The organism is Pseudomonas sp. KNUC1026 (assembly GCF_021650705.1).
Classification (GTDB): Bacteria; Pseudomonadota; Gammaproteobacteria; order Pseudomonadales; family Pseudomonadaceae; genus Aquipseudomonas.
On record NZ_CP087138.1, the window covers coordinates 1851507 to 1869976 of the forward strand.

Genomic DNA, 18470 nt, shown 5'->3' on the forward strand with positions numbered 1-18470 from the left:
AGAAGTCATGTCTTCAAGAAGTTTCCAGCATGAAGTGCCGAAGGCCCGGGTCAATATCAAACTCGATGTTCACACCGGTGGTGCGCAGAAAAAAGTCGAGCTGCCGCTGAAACTGTTGATGCTCGCCGACTACAGCAACGGCCGTGAACAACGCCCCTTGGCCGAACGGGCCAAGGTTTCGATCAACCGCAACAACTTCGACAGCGTGCTGGCCGATTACGCCCCGCGTGCCCGGTTCGAAGTGGCCAATGCGTTGGCCGAAGGGCAAGGCGAATGGGCCCTGGACCTGGCGTTCAATTGCCTGAAGGACTTCGAACCCGAGCAGGTTGCCCGCCAGGTGCCGCAACTGCGTGCGTTGCTCGCCATGCGCAATCTGTTGCGCGACCTCAAATCCAACTTGCTCGACAACGCCACCTTCCGCGCAGAACTCGAACGCATCCTGCTCGACCCCCAGTTGAGCCAAGGGCTGCGGGACGAATTGGCCTGCCTTGAACACCGCGCCTGAACCGCCAACCAGAAGGCCCTGACATGAGCACCGAGAACCCGCCTGCCGCAGCCCCTGCAGACCTCACCGAAACGGGCGTCTACACCCGCCTGTTCGACAAGATCAGCCTCAGCCCCGTGTTGAGCATTCACCCGCTGGACACGTTCCAGAGCACCGAGGCACTGGCCGACACCTCCACCGAGGATCGTGTTACCGCCGCCATCAGCGTCTTCATAGAGCGAGTAGCGCAGAGCGCCCAGCCCGTGGAGCGGCTGGACCGCCAATTGCTCGACGGGCACATCGCCGCGCTGGATGAGCAGATCAGCCGGCAATTGGACCTGATCATGCACCACCCGGCTTTCCAGCAAGTAGAGGCGACCTGGCGGGGTTTGAAGTCGCTGGTCGACCAGATCGACTTTCGCCACAACGTGCGGGTGGAATTGCTCGACGCCAGCAAGCAGGCCTTGATCGACGATTTCGACGAGGCGCCAGAGATCGCCCAGAGTGGCTTGTACCTGCATACCTATGGACAGGAGTACGACACCCCGGGTGGCGAGCCCATCGCCGCAGCGATTTCCGACTACACCTTCGACCGCAGCCCGCGCGATGTTGCCTTGCTGCGCAATGTCTCTCGCGTCGCCGCCGCTGCGCACATGCCGTTCATCGGTGCAGTGGGGCCAGCCTTCTTCGGCAAGCAGAGCATGGAAGAAGTGGCCGCGATCAAGGACATCGGCAACTATTTCGACCGGGCCGAATACATCAAGTGGAAGGCATTTCGTGACAGTGAAGATGCCCGTTATATCGGTTTGACCTTGCCGCGTGTGCTGGGGCGTTTGCCGTATGGCCCGGACACCGTACCGGTACGCAGTTTCAACTATGTAGAGCAGGTCAAAGGGCCGGACCATCAGAAGTACTTGTGGGTCAATGCCTCGATGGCGTTCGCCGCCAACATGGTCAGAAGTTTCATCTACAACGGCTGGTGCGTGCAAAGAAGAGGGCCGCAGGCCGGGGGTGCTGTTACCGATTTGCCGATTCACCTGTATGACCTGGGCACGGGTTATCAGGCGAAGATTCCATCGGAGGTGATGATTCCGGAAACACGCGAGTTCGAGTTCGCGCAGTTGGGCCTGATACCGCTCTCTTACGTACAAGAACCGCGATTACGCCTGCTTCTTCTCCGCCAACTCCGCGCACAAGCCCGCGCTGTACGACACCCCCGAAGCCACCGCCAACAGCCGTATCAATGCGCGGCTGCCCTATGTATTCCTGTTGTCGCGCATTGCCCATTACCTGAAGTTGATCCAGCGCGAAAACATCGGCACCACCAAGGACCGGCGCGTGCTGGAAATGGAGCTCAACCGTTGGGTGAGCGGGCTGGTAACGGAGATGAACGACCCCAGCGACAGCTTGCAGGCCACGCACCCGCTGCGCCAGGCCAAGGTCACGGTGGAAGACATCGACGACAACCCCGGTTTCTTCCGCGTGCACCTGTTCGCGGTGCCGCATTTTCAGGTCGAGGGCATGGACGTGAACCTGTCCCTGGTTTCGCAAATGCCTCGCGCCAAAGCCTGATCCGGAGCCTTGACGATGAGAATCGACCGCCCGCTCTGGGCCGCCGGCGTACTGCTGGCGCCGCAACAGTTCCAGCAACAGGCGCGGCTGCACCACTGGGCACTGGAGCAGGTGGCGCAGCAGGGCTGTGCCTACCCTTGGGCGCCCAGCGGGTGCGCTTCGACCGTCAGAGCCTGGCAAGCGGCGTGCTCAAGGCCGAGCACTTGAGCGTGCGAATGCCTGATGGCACGGCCATCGACACCGAGCTTGCCGACCTGTTGCCACCGGCATTGGACCTGAGCGTTGTCACCGGGCGCAGTGCGGTGATCGCTCTCGCCCTGCCGCGTGAGCACGCCAATGGCTTCAATTGCCAGCTGGACGGCCAGCACTGCGAACGCCCCACGCGTTACCGCCAGGCCTGGAAAGACGTGGTGGATCTGTATGGCGATCACAGCCAGCCCATGGCCGTGCTCGAACCGCAGTTGAGCCTGCGTGTGGCAGGCGATGAAAATGCCGATTACGTCACCTGTGAAGTGGCGCGGGTGGTGAGGGACGATCAAGGCCACTGGGCCCTGGACGAGCACTGGATCCCCCATTGCTGCACATTGGTGGTCATCCCGGTGTGATGGAGCAACTGAGCCGATTGCTGGACCAGCTGGATGCCAAACGGGCCCGGCTGGCGGGCCTGCGCCATGAAAGCAATGCTCGCATGGCGGACTTCGCTGTGGCCGATGTGTCGCTGTTCTGGCTGCTCAATGCGCTCAACAGCCACCGGCCATTGTCGCGCCACGCGCTCAAGCACCCCACGCAGGCGCCAGAACAGCTATGGCGACTATTGGCAAGCCTGGCTGCCAGCCTGATGACTTTTTCGCTGGATCACGGCCCCGAGCAGATCCCCGATTACCAGCACCGGCAGCTGGGGCAAGTGCTGCCGCCATTGATGAGCACGCTCGGGGAATTGCTGGACGTTAGCCTGCCGTCGCGTGTGTTGGCCCTGGAGCTTGAGCAACTCACGGCGCAGCGCTGGCAGGCACGGTTGCAGGACCTTCGCTTGCGTGAGCCAGGCGCTGCGGACTTCTACCTGTCAGTCAGTGGCGGGTTACCCGCCGCGCAGATGCAGCAGCAATTTCCTTTGCTGTGCAAAGCCTGCGCGCCGGCCGAGCTTGACCGCCTGCTCAACGCAGCGCTGGAAGGGCTGCCGCTGATGGCATTGCAGCATGCACCTGCTGCCGTACCGCTGCGCCTGGAGAACCTCTACTTCGCGCTGGACCTGGCTCACGAGAAAGGCCTGGCCATGCTTGCCAGCGGAACCTGCGCCTTCTACGTCCCTGCCACGCTGGGGCCGGTGCAGCTTGAGCTTTACGCGGTGCTGCGGACATGACCGGCGCAACCCTCAAGGCCCATTGCATGGCCGATATCGACCTGTTGCTGCACAGCACCTGGTTGCTGGCCTGCGAATTGCGGCATGGCGCTGCGCCTGTCGACGGCGAGCAGTTGCAACGCCGTTGCCGGGAGCAGATAGAGAGTGTGCGCGAGGCGCTTTCGCTAGAGAGCGACGCCCAGGCGTGGGCCGAACAGGTCTGCCTGGTGCAGTGCGCGGTGCTGGACGAGGCGGTCATGGCCTGTACCAGCGGGACGATTCGCGAACGTTGGCAAGTGCAGCCGTTGCAGGCGCGTTACCTGGGCCATCACCAGGCCGGGGAGCTGTTGTACGAACGCATGGACCAGGCCCTGCGTGAGCCTGCCACCAATACGGTGCTGATCACGCTGTTTCACCGTGCGCTGTTGCTGGGATTCGAGGGTCGGCATGCTCAGGGCAGCGCACCCGTGAGCAACGGCTGCAGGCTCTGCAGGAACGCGCTTTGGCGCTTGAGCCTGCCTTCGACCCTCGGCCCTGCGCCTGCGCGCATTACCTGGCCGGTGCGGCGCATGCTGCGCCACCCCATGCTGCACCTGGCCTGTGCGGCGCTGCTGGTCGCCGGCGCCTGGCGGCTGGCCGACGCCAGCCTGGATGCCAGCTTGCAAAACCTGTTTCCAGGCGATGCTCCGTGACCCGCCGGCAACCTACGGCCCTCATCTGCTGGGCCGCCGCATGGGCGCTGGCGCTGGTGACCGTGGTGTCGCCAGGCCTCGCACAGCGGTGGTGGGGCTGGGCATTGATACTGGCGACGGCAGGGATGGCGTTGGCATTCGAGCACCTCGTCGGCCGTTCACGTTCGCACGGGGTGCTGCCGCCTGACGCTGATTTGCCCGGCCCGGAGCGGGTGCTGGCACTGGTTTGCGGTGAGCATTTGGAGCGACTGTTCGGCCAGGCTGGCACCGAAGGCGCGGCCTTGCGCCACGGGCAGGAAGGCAGCTATCTGGCGGTTGGCCGCAGCGAGCGATTGAGCGAGGTGGTCACAGCGCTACTCGAACGGCAACCCTGGCGCGCCCGGCAATTGCGGGTGCTCTGGGCGGGCAACCCTAGCCAGATGCTTGAAACGGGCCAGGCTGCCGCACAACTGCACACCCTGCGCCGGCAAATGGCGCGGCTGCAGAGGCAGGGCCTGGCGTTGCCTTTGCTGATCGCAAGCTACCTGCCAGCCGGTATCGACGGCCTGCCGTGGTTCATCTGGCAGCAGGGCCAGAGCACGCATGAACCTGAGTGTGCCGAGAAAAACCCAGCGAACCTGCGGGCGGCCTTGCACGCGCAGATGGCAGCCCGCTGGTGGGCCGACGAGGTGATACCGGCGCTGTATACGCAACCCAGCCGTCACCGAGCCTGCCAGCCAGCGGCCTGCGCGGTGCTCAGTGTGCCGGTGTCGAGTGCCGAACCGCAGCACTCGTTGTGGGCCGGTTGGATGGCACAGCAAGCCGGGGTGCTTGCAGCTGTCGCCGAGCAGGCCGGGCCCTCGCTCTTGCCGCTACCCGAGCCGCTGCTGGCCCTGGACCTCGGCACGCGGCCTTGGGCGGCTACAGGACGGACCTGGGGCGTGGCGATCTGGTTGGCGTGCGTTGCAACCGTGGCCGCCATTACCGGCGTGGCCTGGCACAACCATGCGCTGAGCCGCCAGGTCAGCCACAACCTGCATCAGTACCGTACGCAACCTGCGCAGGTGGCCGCGCGGCGCTTGCTCGAGACCGACGACACGCAGTTGGCGCGCTATCAACGCGACGGCGTACCGCTGAGCCTTGGCCTGGGCCTGTATCGCGGCGCCTGGCTACAGGCCCGGATCGCTCCGTGGCTTGTACCCAGCGCCCCACCTCCCGAACAGCTGCAGAGCCTGCACCTGCCCAGCCAGGCGCTGTTCTCGACCGGCAGCGCGGTGCTGAGCGATGAGGCTAGCCCGGCCTTGTTCCAGGCGCTGCTGGCCCTGCGCGAGCACCGTCGAGAGGGTGGGCTGATCGTCGTCAGTGGCCACAGCGACGACCGTGGCCAGGCGTCGGCGAATCAGCATTTGTCCAGGGCACGTGCCGCAGCGGTGCGTGACTGGTTGCAGCGCACTGGCGGCCTGCCAGCGCATTGCTTTGCCGTCCAGGGGCTTGGCGCAAGCCAGCCTTTGGCAAGCAACGAAGATGAACAAGGGCGCGCCGCCAACCGGCGCGTGGACATTCGCCTGGTGCCGGAGGCGGGGGCATGCGCCTCTGCTGATGGGGCACCCGGCATTCATGGGGCCAGGCCCTGACTCAACCTGCAAGGAGTGGAACATGGCAATTCCGGTTTATCTGTGGCTCAAGGATGACGGTGGCAGCGAAATCAAGGGCGATGTCAGCATCGTCAAGCGCGAGGGCTCTATCGAAGTGGTGGCGCTGGAGCATGAGGTGGCGATACCCACCGATGACAGCTCCGGGGCCATCGCCGGTACACGCGTTCACAAGCCGTTCGTGTTCACCAAGCAGATCGACTGTTCCTCTACCTACCTGTTCAAGGCAGTGACCACAGGGCAGACCCTGAAAGAGGCGAAGTTCGTCTTCTTCAAGATCAACAGCGCCGGCACGGAGGAGGAGTACTACAGCGTGACGCTGGAGAACGTCAAAGTTGCCAGCGTTGCCATGGCCATGCACCACGTCAAAGAGGCGAACGCGCAGAAAAAGGGCCACGAAGAAGTGGTAGAGCTGCGTTACGAGAAGGCCACGTGGTTCTTCAAGGAAGGCAACCTGCAGCACAGCGACAGCTGGAACGAGCGCGCTACCAGCTAAGCGGCTGGACCTCCAAACGTGCGCGCCATCCTGGCGCGCCTTGCTCAAACGAAGGTGTGTTGCCCCGATGTTTACCTCAGTGCAGCGCTCACGCGCTATTGGCCCCCCGAACCCTCATCAGGGAGCGGCGCATGGCTGACTCACGCTACCGCCTGGACCTGGCCGGCCTGCCCTTGGACGTACTAAGCCTGGAAGGCCATGAGCACCTGAGCCAGGTGTTCACCTATCGCGTCCGCTGTACCTGTCGCCAGCACGATATCGGCAGGCATCAGGTACTGACGCAGCCGGCCACGCTGCGGTTCCTGAGCGCATCGGCCAGGCCGTTGCGCAGCATGCCCGGCGTTATCACCGGCTTTGCGCACCTGCGCACCTCGGTAGACGAAACGCTCTACGAATTCACCCTTCAACCTCGGCTGGCACTGCTTGGGCGCGGCCAGGGCAGCCACCTGTACCGCAACCTCTCGGTGCCACAGATCGTGGAGCAGGTGCTGTGCCAACGCCACGGCTGGCCGGCACCGGCGCTTCAGGCGGGCGATCTGCTGCACGCTTACCCTCCGTTGGAACAGGTGGTTCAGTTCGAGGAAAGCGACCTGGCGTTCATCGAACGTTTGCTCGCCGAGGCCGGCATCTGGTACCGCCTGGCGATGCATGAAACCCTCGACAGCGAGGTGATGGTGCTCGGCGACCGTGCCGCACAGCATTACCTGGCCCCAGTGCCCCTGCCGGTGCGCCCGCGTAGCGGCCAGGTTGGCGCAGAGGACGCGGTATGGGATTTGCAGAGCCAGCATCAGGTCGTTGAACAGAGCGCCAGCGTGCATCACTACGCCTATCAACAGCGCATTGATGAGCAGGACTGCCCGCCATGGCTGCGCGCCGACGACACCAACAGCGATTTCGGCAACCTCAGCCCGCAGGGCACTTATGGCGATGCCTGCCATCTCGCAATGGCCTATCAAACCAAAGGCTGCGAGAACCAGGCGCGGGCGCCGTTCACCGAAAACACGGCCTATCGCGCCGCGCATCAGGGCCATGAACGCTACCTGAATCAGCGCACCCGGCTGCGGGGAACCACCAGCAGCGTGCTCATCGTGCCAGGGCGCTTGCTGGCAGCAGAATATCCGCCGTCGATGCCCGGGTTGGAACCGGCGCTGCTGGAGCGAGGCCTGCTGGTAACCGACATCCACCTTTCCGGTGCCCGCGATCAGGACCTGGCGATTCACTTCGAAGGCATGCCCCACGGCGCCATCGAATTCCGGCCGCCTTTGAAACCCAAGCCGGTCATGGCTGGCACGGTGGCAGCTTTCGTCAGCGCGCCGCAGCCCCCGGAGGCCGACCTTGATGAACAGGGCCACTACCGCGTGACATTTCGCGTTCGACCGACGTGAGCGTACAGCCGAATCGGCCAGCAAGCCCCTGCGTCTGGCCCGCCCTTACGCAGGCAAACATTACGGCCTGCACCTGCCGCTCAGGCCTGGCACCGAGGTGGCGATAGCGTTCGAGCACGGCGACCCGGACCGGCCCTACATCGCCCACGCGGTGCATGACCACTGCCTGGCCGATGTCGTCACCCGCGCCAACCAGACCCGCAACGTGTTGCGCACACCCGCCAACAACAAGCTGCGCATGGAAGACAAGCCGGGCGCGGAGCACATCAAACTGAGCACCGAACACGGTGGCAAGAGCCAGCTCAACCTGGGGCATATGGTCGGTAGCGACCCCTCGCAGGCGAGGGGCGAGGGCTTCGAGCTGCGCACCGACGCTCGCGGCGCGATACGCGCCGGGCAAGGCCTGTTCATCAGTGCTGACGCGCAAGCCAAAGCCCAGGGCGCCATGCTGGAAATGGACGCAGCGCTCGAGCAGCTCAGCGTTTCCTTGCAACTGGTCAAGGACCTGGCACACAGCGTGGCAGTGGCCGGCGCCAGCTGCGCCGACGGGCAGGCCCAGCGCGGCCTGGAAGAGGCGCTGAACATGCTTCAGGGTGCTGGCTTGATCGCCTCGGCGCCTGCCGGTGTGGCGGTGGTGACCCCCAGCCAGCTGCAACTGTCGGCCGGCGGCAATCTGATCGCCACGGCCGGCGACAGCGCCGACCTGAGTGTGGTCAAGCGCCTGGCACTCGCAGCCGGGGAACGCGTCAGCGTGTTTGCGCAAAGTGCGGGCATGCAGTTGTTCGCAGGGCAGGGCGACGTTCAGGTGCACGCCAAGAGCGCAAGCCTTGAGCTGCAGGCACAACAGAACATCGACCTCGCTGCCCATCACGGCGAGATGGTCCTGCACGCCGAGCAGGGCATCACCCTGGCGTGCCGCGGCGCCTACATCACCCTCAAGGACGGCTGCATCGAAATCGGTGCGCCGGGCAAGGTGGCCGTGCGAAACGACAACGTCGAGTGGGGTGGCAGCGCGGGCAAAAGCGTAAGCGCGGCGCCGCTGCAACAAAGCGAGACGGTGTTTCATCAGTTGCTCAAAGGGCAATTCCAGATCATCGACAGCGCGACCGGCGACCCCAAGCCAGAGGTGCCGTATTGCATCAGCGCTGGCGAGGGCGCTGTGGCTGAAGGCAGCACCGACGCCGAGGGCGCACCGCCCCGGTGTACACCGACGGGGCGCAACCGATGTCGTTGGCCCCTCAGTGACGCCCGGTTGCCCAGCCGAGCTGCAGACCTTTCACATAGCCCATCGAGCTTCATAAGGATTCGCGACGTGTCCGACAGCATCATCAGGCAAACCGACAGCTTGTCCTCCGGCGGTCAGGTCCTCGGCGGCAGCACCGGCTTGCGCTTTGGCGGGCTGCCCGTGGCCCGAGTGGGCGACGCGGTGAGTTGCCCGCTGCCAGGCCACGGCTTGAATGCAATTGCCCAAGGCGACCCAGGCTTGCTCGATCAAGGCCGCGCAGTGGCGTTGCACGGCCACACCTGCCAATGCGGTTGCACCCTGATCAGTTCCTTGCCTTGGGCAGTGCGACGCTGATGCTCGACCCGCAAGCGCATGTGCCCCCAGAGTTACCGCTACCCGATGCACCGAACGTGTTGCGGCTTGGCGCTACGACGGCCGCCACCGTGCTGGGATCGATCGGGCTGGTGACGGCATTGTGGCCAGGCGATGGCAGCCTGCCGCTTCAGACTTATTGGATGTCGGTGGCCGTGGTGACTGGAGCAGCGGGCTTGTTGCTGGCGTTACGGCTCTTGATGCATGAGCGCCAACGCGAGCGAGTACTGATGTGGAACAGTTGCCGCGAGCAATGGCTCGGCGAGCGCCTGCATGCCTGGCGACAGCCGGCAAAAGTGCTGGCATTGGCTTACACCACCGCAGCCGGTGCCCGCCGCCTTCCCGAAGCCCTGCGCGCGCAAGGGCCGCTGCTGCAGCCGGCCTATGTGGAAGCGTTGGGGCGCACGCTGGCGTTCAGTGCACTGCGAGGCTACGTCCCCAACGCCTGCTTGCAGGCCTACCGCCAGCGGCTTGCCAAAGAGCTGGCGACGGTGCTGGGGCGGCTGGCCCCGTCGATGGCTCACCTTGCCGGGCAACCGCTGGCCGTACGAGTCAGGCATGGCCGGCTCCTGCCAGACGCTGAGATAGCCGAGTTGCTCGCCCCATTGCTTGCACCGTGCACGCAAACCGTCTCGCTGCACTTCGCGCACCATGAGGATGGGTTGCTCTGGCTCGGGCCCTGGCTGGATGCGAGTGCCCCAGCGCCTTGGCTGCTGTGCATCGACTTCAACCTGTTCCTGATGCCTGCCGCTGGCCAGGCCGAGGCGGTGAGCGCGGTATTGCTGGCGCACCCGAGCGTGGCGCAGAGCGTTCCCGGGAGGGCCCTGGCAGACCTGCACAGGCCCGCCACCGGTGAGCAGCCTGCCGATTGCCTGGCCCAAGCCTGTGCCGCAAGCCGGCCGAGCGCATCGGGCCCGGCCGCCGCCTGGCTGGCTCGACTCGAGCGGGCGCCCACTGCTGCGCTGGCCCTGGCCGCCACCGGCATCGCGCCCCCACAGCAGCAAGCGCTCGATACCCAATTGGGCCACGCCGGTGCTGCCATGGCCGCACTGCTGCTGATCGCCGCTTGCGAACAGGCCAAGGCCTGCGGGCAGGCGCAGTTACTGCTGTTCACCGACCGGGCGCTGCAAGCCTGTGTGGTGCAACCCTGCCTTGAGGAGGCCTTGGCGTGAGCCTGAAAAAAGCGATTTTCTGGTTGCTGGTAATAGGCGTAAGTGGCGGCGGCATGGCCGTGCTCTGGCTCGACAACCCGCTGACCGCCGATTGGGATGACGCCCAGCGCCAGCGCTGGAGCGTGCTGTTGCTGCTGGGCTGCCTGGTGCTGGTGGTCATCGATGGCTTCAGCGTGATGGCCTTGGCGCGCTTGAGCGCGATGCGGTTTCTGGCGCGTTGCCCGCAGGCACCTGCGCCGGCAGCCACGCCTTACCTGCAACCTGTGGAGCAGGCGCTGCCTATCATAGATATCGAGCGCCTGCGCCAGCTGTTGCGGTTTCGTCATGGGCGCTGGTGGCGCGCCCAGGTGCGGTTTGTGCTGGTGGTAGGCGAACCGGCTGAGGTGCACGCCCTGGCACCGGGGCTTGCTGCCGATCACTGGCAGGAGGCGCAGGGCGTGGTGTTGCTGCACGGTGGCAGCCTGCAGTCGCCTGCGTTGAACGGCCAGCGCTGGACGCAGTGGCGTGCCTTGAGTCGTTGGCGGCCGCTGGATCAGGTCGTCTGGGCAATGTCCCCGGAGCAACGCGATCGGCCGGCTTACCTGAACAACGGCTTGCGAATGCTGGAGCAGCGCGCACAGGCGTGGGCCTGGCAAGCACCGTTGCACCTGTGGGAGGTCGAGCATGCCGAGGCATCCGAGCATGGGCGCGATGCCGGTACAGTGTTCGAACCCTCGCAGCCTCCCGAGCGCTGGGCCGCAGCGCTTCTGGCCCAGGCGCAGCCGCTTTCGAAACGCAGCCTGCTGTGTTTGAGCCGGCGGCACAGCCAGGCCGGCCACTATGCACTGGCGCTGAGCTGGCGCCTTCGGCAAGGCCTGGCGCAGCAGTGGTGCCAGGCTCTGCAGGCGCAACGGCCGCACCTGAGCGCACGTGCACTGCCGATTCGTGGCCTGTGGTTCAGCCAGCCATTGCCCCGTGATGAGGATTGCCAGCCCAACGCCTGGCAGCGCCATGACAGCTGGGCCGGTTTGCTGGCCGATCACTACCCGGCCAGGCGCTTGGGTTGGGCGTCCACACGCTGGCTACGATGGACCTGTGCAGGGCTGCTGGCCGCCATGCTTGTGGCCTTGATGGTGAGCTGGCTGAGCAACCTGGCGCTGCTGCGCCAGGCGGCACATGCTCTGGGTGCCAATACCCTTGAACACTGGTTGCCTATCACCCGAACACTGACCGCTCACGTGAGCCAGGGCAGCCCCTTGCACCAGCGTCTGGGCCTGGACCATTCCGCCGCTCTGCTCGAACACCTCAGGCCCTTTTACCTGGCTGCCAATGCCACGGAGCTGGCGGAGCCTGCCATGGCGCACCTTGTCGCAACGTTGCGCGATCTGCAGCAATGGCCCGCCGGGGAGCTTGCCCGGCAGGCCCAGGCCGAACGCGGCTACGAAGCACTCAAGGCTTATCTGATGTTGACCGACCCTCAGCGGCTTGAGCTGGGCTACCTGCAGGCTGTGGGCGCAGGCATGGGACTCGATTCCGAGGGTTGGGGATTTTATCTTCGGCAGCTGCGCATTGACCCTGCACTGGCGCCAGTGCGGGACAACGCGCTGGTCGGCCGCGCCCGCCAGCGTTTGCTGGCCGAGCTTGGCCAGCGTAACGCCGAGCAGAACCTCTACCAGGCAGCAATCGCCGAGGCCATCGGCAGCTATCCGGACCTGGGCCTTGCCCAACTCACCCCTGGCACCGATGCGGCGTTGCTTTACCACAGCGAAGAGCGGGTGCCGGGCCAGTTCACCCGCCAGGCCTGGGAAGGTAGCGCTGCGCAAAGCGCTGGAGCGCAGCGCGCGAGCCCACCGCGAGCAGATCGACTGGGTGCTGGCCGAGCAAACCGGGCCAGCCGCACCCGCACAGGACGCCGATGCACTGCGCAAGCAGCTGGAGGCGCATTACTGGCGTGATTACGCCCAAGCCTGGCAACGGTTCTTCAACGGCCTGCGCTGGCGCAAGGCTGACAGCCTCGGCACTGCTGCAGCCCAGTTGAGCCTGCTCAGCGACGCTCAGGCTTCACCCCTGCGAGCGCTGTTCAACAGCCTGGCCTGGCACGCCGAAGCCGGCCGTGAACGCGCGGCGCTGGGCGAGAGCCTGCTGGCGTCGGCGCAAGAGATGATCGGCAAACCGGTGAAGCTTGCCGGCGCGCCTCCCGGCCCTCTCGACACCTCATTCGGCACGTTGCTGGCCGTGCGTGATGGCAGCACCGGTGGGCCGCATCTCGCGGGCTGGTTCACCCAGGTCACCCAACTGCGCCTTCGCCTGCAACAGGTGGGCGGCGCGGCGGACCCTCAGGCTGTCACCCAGGCGTTAGCTCAGAGTGTATTCCAGGGCAAAGGCGTGGATATCGCCGCCTCCCAGGCCTACGGTCAACTGCTGGCGGCCAGTGTGGGCGCGCCGTGGAGCGGGGCGGGGCAGGCGTTGTTCGTGCAGCCGCTCGAGCAAGCCTGGCAGCGGCTGCTGCAACCGGCAGCGCAGGGCATCAACCGGCAATGGCGCGAGGCGATCGTGGCGCCGTGGGGTAGCGCGTTCAGCGGCCGATATCCGTTTTCCAATTCTCCAAGCGATGCCTCTCTACCGTTGCTGGGGCAGATGATTCGCGCAGACAGCGGCCGCATCGAACGTTTCGTACAGCAGGAGCTGGGCGGCGTACTGCACAAGCAGGGCGGGCGCTGGGTCGCAGATGCCGCCAACAGCCAGGGGCTGCGTTTCAATCCGGCCTTTCTGGAAGCGTTGGCAACTTTGAGCCGCGTTGCAGATGTCGCTTTCAACGAAGGCAACCAGGGCCTGAGTTTCGAACTGTCCGGCCAGCCGGCGCGTGACGTGGTTCAAAGCACTTTCACCCTGGAAGGCGCGCGGCATCACTACTTCAACCAGAAACCTCGGTGGCAGCGGTTCACCTGGCCAGGCCGCAGCGAGCACCCCGGTGCCAGCCTGACCTGGACCAGCGTGCGCAGCGGTGAGCGGCTGTATGCCGAACACCCCGGCAACTGGGGCTTGATACGGTTGCTGGAGGCTGCGCAGGCCATGCCGCTCGCACCTGACGAAGGCCTGCATCGGCTGGTGATTTCCACGCCCGATGGCCTGGATCTGGCCTGGCAGCTGCGCACCGAGCTGGGCGGCGGGCCGCTGGCGTTGCTCGCGTTGCGCGGCTTTCGCTTGCCGGAGGAGATTTTTCTCGCCCTGGAGTCGCCGACGCCGGAGAAGGCACATGAGCCTGGAGACCCTGATCGCCCAATGCCTGGGTGATGAGCCTGCAGCCGCGCTGGCGCAGCGGCATGCCGCGCGTTGGCAGGCCTGGGTTTGCCCCATCAGCCCTGATGCCCCGGCTGGGACAGACCCGGCAGGGGAGGACGATTTCCAGCAACTGCGCGATGAGGTGAACCGCCTCAGCGGCGCTGACCCCGCGCGGGTGTGCCACCTGGCCGAGCGCTTGCTGCGCCAGTGCGGCAAAGACCTGCGCGTGGCCAGTTACTACACCTGGGCGCGCACGCAACAGCACGGTGAAAGCGGCCTGGCCGATGGGCTGGAGCTGGTCGGCACGCTGATCGCCGCGTTCGGCCGCCTCGTGTTGCCGGCCCGCGCTCCCGCCCGGGTGGCGGCGCTGCAATGGCTGGCAGGTGATCGAGTGCTCGATGCGCTGTCGCGTTTCCCGGAACTGGCCAAGGAGCAAGCCCGCCGCACGGTCGCAGCGCTGGCCTGGATCGATGAGCAACTGGTCGAGTGGCCGGCTGCCGAGCGGCCATGCCTGGCGCCTTTGCACACCGCGCTCAGCCACAGGCTGGGCCAGGCCGGGGGCTTGGAGTCGGTATTGCCGCAGCGTTGCGCCACGCCCCCGACCGAGGTGCCCGCCACCCAGGCCATCGCGTCCGGCCGCGACGCTCTGGCACGTGCGCGCGAGCTGGCGGCCTGGCTGCAAGAGCAGCCCGACGGCTGGCTGGCGGCGCATCGTTTGCTCAAGCACTTGCGTTGGGACACGTTGCAACAACCGCCCCTGCAGGATCTCAACGGCCAGACACAACTGGCCGCGCCGCGTGAGCACAGCCGCGCACTGCTCGCGCGCCTGCACCAGCAACGGCAATGGCAGGCGCTGCTGGTGGAGGCGCAAAACCTGTTCGCCGAAGGGGTCAACCATTTCTGGCTCGACCTGCAGTGGTATCTGCACCAGGCCTTGCAACACAGCCCAGCGCCGTATTCGGATTGGGCTTGGGTGATCGAGCAGGACCTGGCGCTGACTGTACGCCGCCTGCCGGGAATCGAGGCATTGTGCTGGGGCGACGGCACCCCCTTTGCGCACTCGGCGTGCCGCGACTGGATCGCCGGGTTCGAGGCCGCTGCTTCCAGCGAGCTGGCGCCTGCCGCCGGTGTCGCGGGCGACCATTGGCAAGCCCTTGAGCAAGCGGCGTTGGCCTTGGCCGACGCTCAAGGCCTGGAGAGCGCGCTGAAATGGCTGGCCGAACAGACGCCTTGCGCCGCTGGCCGTGACCAGTGGCTTCGGCGAGCGCTGGAGGCCCGCATCGCCGAGCAGTGCGGCAAGCCATGGCTGGCGATCGACCTCTACACCGAACTACTGGCCCGCGCGCAAAGCCAAGGGCTGGCGCTTTGGGAACCGATGCTGCTGTTCGACGCTCAGGCCCGCCTGCTGCGGCTGCTGCGCGGCAACGCTTCGCGCATCGAGGCTGACGAAAAACCCCGCTACCAGGCGCGCCAGCAGGCTTTGCAGGCCTCGCTCAGCGCTCTGGACCCCGCACGTGCGGCGGTGCTTTACACCTGACTGGCAGATGATCATGGAAACCGACAACCCCACTTTGCGTTATTACGATGCCGAGCTGCGTTACCTGCGCGAGGCAGGCAAAGCCTTCGCGCAAGCCTTCCCCGAGCGTGCGGCCGCGCTGCATCTGGACAAACCCGGCGTTCAGGACCCTTTCGTCGAGCGCTTGCTGGAGGGGTTTGCCTTTCTCACCGGGCGCCTTCGGCAAAAGCTTGATGACGACCTGCCGGAGCTGACTGAAGGCCTGGTCAGCCTGCTTTGGCCGCACTACCTGCGCACGATCGCCTCGCTCTCGGTGGTGCAGTTCACACTCGGCGGCCGGGCGCCCCTTCAGCCGCGCAACCTGGCCAAGGGTTTCGAAGTGCTGACCCAGCCCGTCGGGCCGCAGCGCACCCGCTGTCGGTACGCCACCTGCCAGGCCCTGCGGGTACTGCCGGTGGTGGTCGAGCAACTGAGCCACCAGCGGTTGATCGACGGCCGTTCCAGCCTGCACCTGCGCTTGCGCGCCAAGGGCGTGCTCGACGGCGGCGAGTTAGCGGGGTTGCGGCTGTACATCAACGCAGACGCGGCGCTGGCCGGTGCCCTGTACGCCGCGTTGTTGCATCAGGCCACGGCTGTCGAAGCGGCGGTGGCCGATGGCGCGCAGCCGCCGATCCTGTGCAGCCTGGCGCCACTGGGATTTTCGCCCGACGAGCGCCTCTGGCCCGATCAGGGCGCAGCCTTCGGGGGTATCAGTTGCTGCTGGAGTACTTCAGCTTTCCGGAAAAATTCCGCTTCATCGAGCTGCGCGGGCTTGAGCAGGTCGCGCTGGCGGCAGGGCAGGCGGTCGACCTGCACCTGCCGCTGGCGCAGCCGTGGCCTGCGGAGTTCACGCTGAGCGCCGAGCATCTGCGCACCAACGCAGTGCCGGTGGCCAATCTGTTCCCGCTTCAGGGCGACCCCTTCATCGCCGACCCGTTGCAGCATGAGTACCTGATCCGCCCGCAGCGGCTGCAAGATGGCCATACCGAGATCTACAGCGTCGACAGCGTGACCGGCCAGGCGGGCGAAGCCTACGTGCCGTTCACCAGCTTTCGCCATCGTGGCGGGCTGCTGCGCGAGGACGCGCCAGAGCGGTACTTCCACACCCGAGCCAAGCGCGGCGCCCAAGGGCTGCATGACACCTGGCTGATTCTCGGTGGCGACGGGCTGCATCACGCCAAACCCCATGCGCTTTCGTTGTCGCTGACCGCAACCAACGGCCAGTTGCCGCGCCGCGCCTTGCAGACCACGTTGCTCGATGAGTGTGCCGAACCGCTGCCAGGCTTGAGTGTGCGCAACCTGTGCGCGCCCACCTTGCCGTGCTACCCGCCAGATCGTGACCGCTTTCAGTGGCGTGTGCTCAGCCACTTGGGCTCGAATTTTCTGCCGCTGCTGGACAACCCCGAGGTGCTGCGCGGCACGCTGGCACTCTACGACTGGCGCGCCAGTGAAATGAACCGGCGGCGTTTGCAGGCGATCGTAGGTGTTCGCCACGGCCTGATCGAGCGGTTCACCCGCGGTTACCTGCAACGCGGTGTCGACATCCAGGTCACCGTGGAGGCGGCAGGGTTTGCTGGGCACGGTGACATTCTGCTGTTCGGCGAGGTGCTCAATCGGTTTTTCGCGCTCTATGCCGACGTGCATCTGTTTACCCAACTCACGCTGGTCGTGTTGCCTGAAGGTAAAGCGTTGAAGTGGCAAGAGGCGCACAGCCAGCGGATTCCGGGATGAGCGTGCCTGCGCTTCTGGAGGCCCTGGCGCCCAGGCTGTGCGAGGCGAGCCGTGGCGCGTGTGCCAGTTGATCGAGCAGGTGAACCCCGCCGGGCCGCCGCTGGGCAGCACGCTGAGCCCGGCAGACGACCCCGTGAAGTTCCTGCCTTGGCCGGGCCTTGGCTTTCCTGCTGCCGAATGGCAAGGCGTCGAAGCCTTGCCGGGTTCGATTCCGGTGCTGCGCACCCGCCTGCTGGGGCTCTATGGCGTGGATTCGCCGCTGCCGGCCGCGTACCTGGCCGACATCACTCAGCGCGGAGAAGGGCACGAGGCACTGCAGGGGTTTCTCGACCTGTTCAACCATCGGCTGTTCACCCAGTTTTATCGGGTATGGCGTAAATGTTCTTACCCCGCAACCTTCCAGGCCGGTGGCAAAGACCCTACCTCCCAATGTTTGCTTGGCCTGGTAGGCCTGGGTATCGCAGGTACCGCCGAGCGGATCGGTACGCCGGTGTCGCGGTTTCTGGCCCTGCTCGGCACGATGCGCCTGCCTACCCGCACCGCCGAAGGGCTGAGCGCCCTGGTACGCCTGCTCGCGCCCCAGACGCGAACTGAAGTGTTCGCCCACTGGCCCCGAACGGTGTGGCTGGCGCATCCGGCAAGGCTGGGCAGCGCGGCTGTTCGCCTGGGGCAGGGGATGCCGTTGGGGCCCCATGGGCTGGATGCGAGCAGCCAGTTGCTGCTGACACTGCACGCAGAACAGGCCAATGAAGTGCTCGCCTGGTTGCCCGGCGGGCAACGCCTGGCCGACCTTTTCGTGCTGCTGCGGGTGTACCTGGGTTGGCGCTGCAACGCCAGGCTGCATCTGCACCTGCCCAGCGCCTGCCTGCCACCCCGCGGCTATGCCACGAACCGTTGCGCCTGGGGATGACGGCGCTGCTGGGCCCAGCTGATCGTGCAGCCGCTCGCCTCACCATCGACCTGGGCCGCTACCAGGGCCTGCAACCCCTTTCCATCGCCTTCGAGGACATTCAGCATGTCGCGCCATTGCCTTATTGACGCTCTCTGCACAGCCTTGCTGTGCGCAAGCCTGGCCGGGTGTGGCTGGGCACAGCGGGCAGCCGATGCCACCCGGGAGACCGCCCGCGATGCGTTCATTCGCCCAGTGACGACCTTGCACCTGGACATCACCGCCCGCGCAGCCCTCAACACCAACAGCCAGGACAGCCTTGGCCTCTCGGTGCCCACCTTGGTACGGGTTTACCAGCTCAAAGACGCCGAGCCGATGCTCAACGCCAGTTACGAACAACTGCTGGATGAGGCTGAACTCACCCTGGGCGCCGGCGTGCTCGACCAGCACGCGCTGGTGCTCAGGCCCGGGCAGAGCGTGCGCCTTGACGTGCCGCTCAATGCAGCGGCCAGGCACATAGCCGTGGTAGCGCTGGTGCAAGACCCTGGGGCCAGCGACGGCCAGTGGCGGCTTTTGCTGGAGCGCGGGGAGCTGCAGCGCGAGGCGCCGCGCGTGGTGGAGCTGGGCGGCCAGCACCTGGCCCTGCGCCGGCTGGAGCCCTGAGTC

The 18470-nt window shown here is 65.9% G+C and carries 13 protein-coding genes and 4 pseudogenes; all 17 read left to right on the forward strand.

Annotation, left to right across the window (positions count from 1 at the left end):
- The first annotated feature begins 7 nt into the window (after positions 1-7).
- The 17 genes and pseudogenes from tssB (at position 8) to tssJ (ending at position 18467) form a co-directional block, all read left to right on the forward strand.
- Positions 8-505, forward strand: coding sequence for a type VI secretion system contractile sheath small subunit (gene tssB, locus LN139_RS08395; RefSeq protein WP_236359502.1), 498 nt, complete (start codon positions 8-10; stop codon positions 503-505).
- 23 nt (positions 506-528) lie between these two features.
- Positions 529-2056 (forward strand): annotated as a pseudogene (gene tssC, locus LN139_RS08400) (type VI secretion system contractile sheath large subunit).
- A 15-nt stretch (positions 2057-2071) separates the two neighbouring features.
- Positions 2072-3416: pseudogene (gene tssK, locus LN139_RS08405) on the forward strand (type VI secretion system baseplate subunit TssK).
- Entirely contained in the window at positions 3413-4087 is a 675-nt protein-coding gene (locus LN139_RS08410; protein ID WP_236359503.1) for a DotU/TssL family secretion system protein, read from the forward strand. The pseudogene tssK and the gene LN139_RS08410 overlap by 4 nt, the downstream one beginning before the upstream one ends.
- Positions 4084-5700, forward strand: a complete 1617-nt coding sequence (locus LN139_RS08415; RefSeq protein WP_236359504.1) for an OmpA family protein — start codon at positions 4084-4086, stop codon at positions 5698-5700. Before LN139_RS08410 ends, LN139_RS08415 begins: the two co-directional genes overlap by 4 nt.
- A gap of 22 nt (positions 5701-5722) precedes the next feature.
- Entirely contained in the window at positions 5723-6214 is a 492-nt protein-coding gene (gene tssD, locus LN139_RS08420) for a type VI secretion system tube protein TssD (RefSeq protein ID WP_236359505.1), read from the forward strand.
- Positions 6215-6345: 131 nt separating this feature from the next.
- A complete protein-coding gene (locus LN139_RS08425; protein ID WP_236359506.1) occupies positions 6346-7599 on the forward strand; it encodes a type VI secretion system Vgr family protein in 1254 nt (417 codons plus the stop codon).
- Between the two features lie 25 nt (positions 7600-7624).
- Positions 7625-8596: pseudogene (locus tag LN139_RS25525) on the forward strand (DUF2345 domain-containing protein); the annotation flags it as partial.
- Between the two features lie 315 nt (positions 8597-8911).
- Positions 8912-9178, forward strand: coding sequence for a PAAR domain-containing protein (locus LN139_RS25530; protein WP_268944873.1), 267 nt, complete (start codon positions 8912-8914; stop codon positions 9176-9178).
- Positions 9130-10368 (forward strand): hypothetical protein, encoded by a 1239-nt coding sequence (locus LN139_RS08435; RefSeq protein WP_236359508.1) that lies wholly within the window; start codon positions 9130-9132, stop codon positions 10366-10368. Before LN139_RS25530 ends, LN139_RS08435 begins: the two co-directional genes overlap by 49 nt.
- Positions 10365-12302, forward strand: a complete 1938-nt coding sequence (locus tag LN139_RS24775) for an ImcF-related family protein (protein ID WP_268944838.1) — start codon at positions 10365-10367, stop codon at positions 12300-12302. The genes LN139_RS08435 and LN139_RS24775 overlap by 4 nt, the downstream gene beginning before the upstream one ends.
- Positions 12217-13641: a type VI secretion IcmF C-terminal domain-containing protein gene (locus LN139_RS24780; protein WP_268944839.1), complete on the forward strand. Its 1425-nt coding sequence runs from the start codon at positions 12217-12219 to the stop codon at positions 13639-13641. Before LN139_RS24775 ends, LN139_RS24780 begins: the two co-directional genes overlap by 86 nt.
- The gene (gene tssA / locus LN139_RS08450; protein ID WP_236359509.1) at positions 13604-15166 is read left to right on the forward strand and encodes a type VI secretion system protein TssA; all 1563 of its coding nucleotides are present in this window, start codon (positions 13604-13606) and stop codon (positions 15164-15166) included. The genes LN139_RS24780 and tssA overlap by 38 nt, the downstream gene beginning before the upstream one ends.
- 13 nt (positions 15167-15179) lie before the next feature.
- Positions 15180-16915, forward strand: a pseudogene (tssF, locus tag LN139_RS08455) (type VI secretion system baseplate subunit TssF).
- 58 nt (positions 16916-16973) lie between these two features.
- Positions 16974-17825 (forward strand): type VI secretion system baseplate subunit TssG, encoded by an 852-nt coding sequence (tssG, locus tag LN139_RS08460; RefSeq protein ID WP_329611025.1) that lies wholly within the window; start codon positions 16974-16976, stop codon positions 17823-17825.
- Positions 17822-17953, forward strand: a complete 132-nt coding sequence (locus LN139_RS25135) for a hypothetical protein (RefSeq protein WP_329611026.1) — start codon at positions 17822-17824, stop codon at positions 17951-17953. Before tssG ends, LN139_RS25135 begins: the two co-directional genes overlap by 4 nt.
- Entirely contained in the window at positions 17931-18467 is a 537-nt protein-coding gene (gene tssJ / locus LN139_RS08465; protein WP_236359510.1) for a type VI secretion system lipoprotein TssJ, read from the forward strand. The genes LN139_RS25135 and tssJ overlap by 23 nt, the downstream gene beginning before the upstream one ends.
- Positions 18468-18470 lie beyond the last annotated feature (3 nt).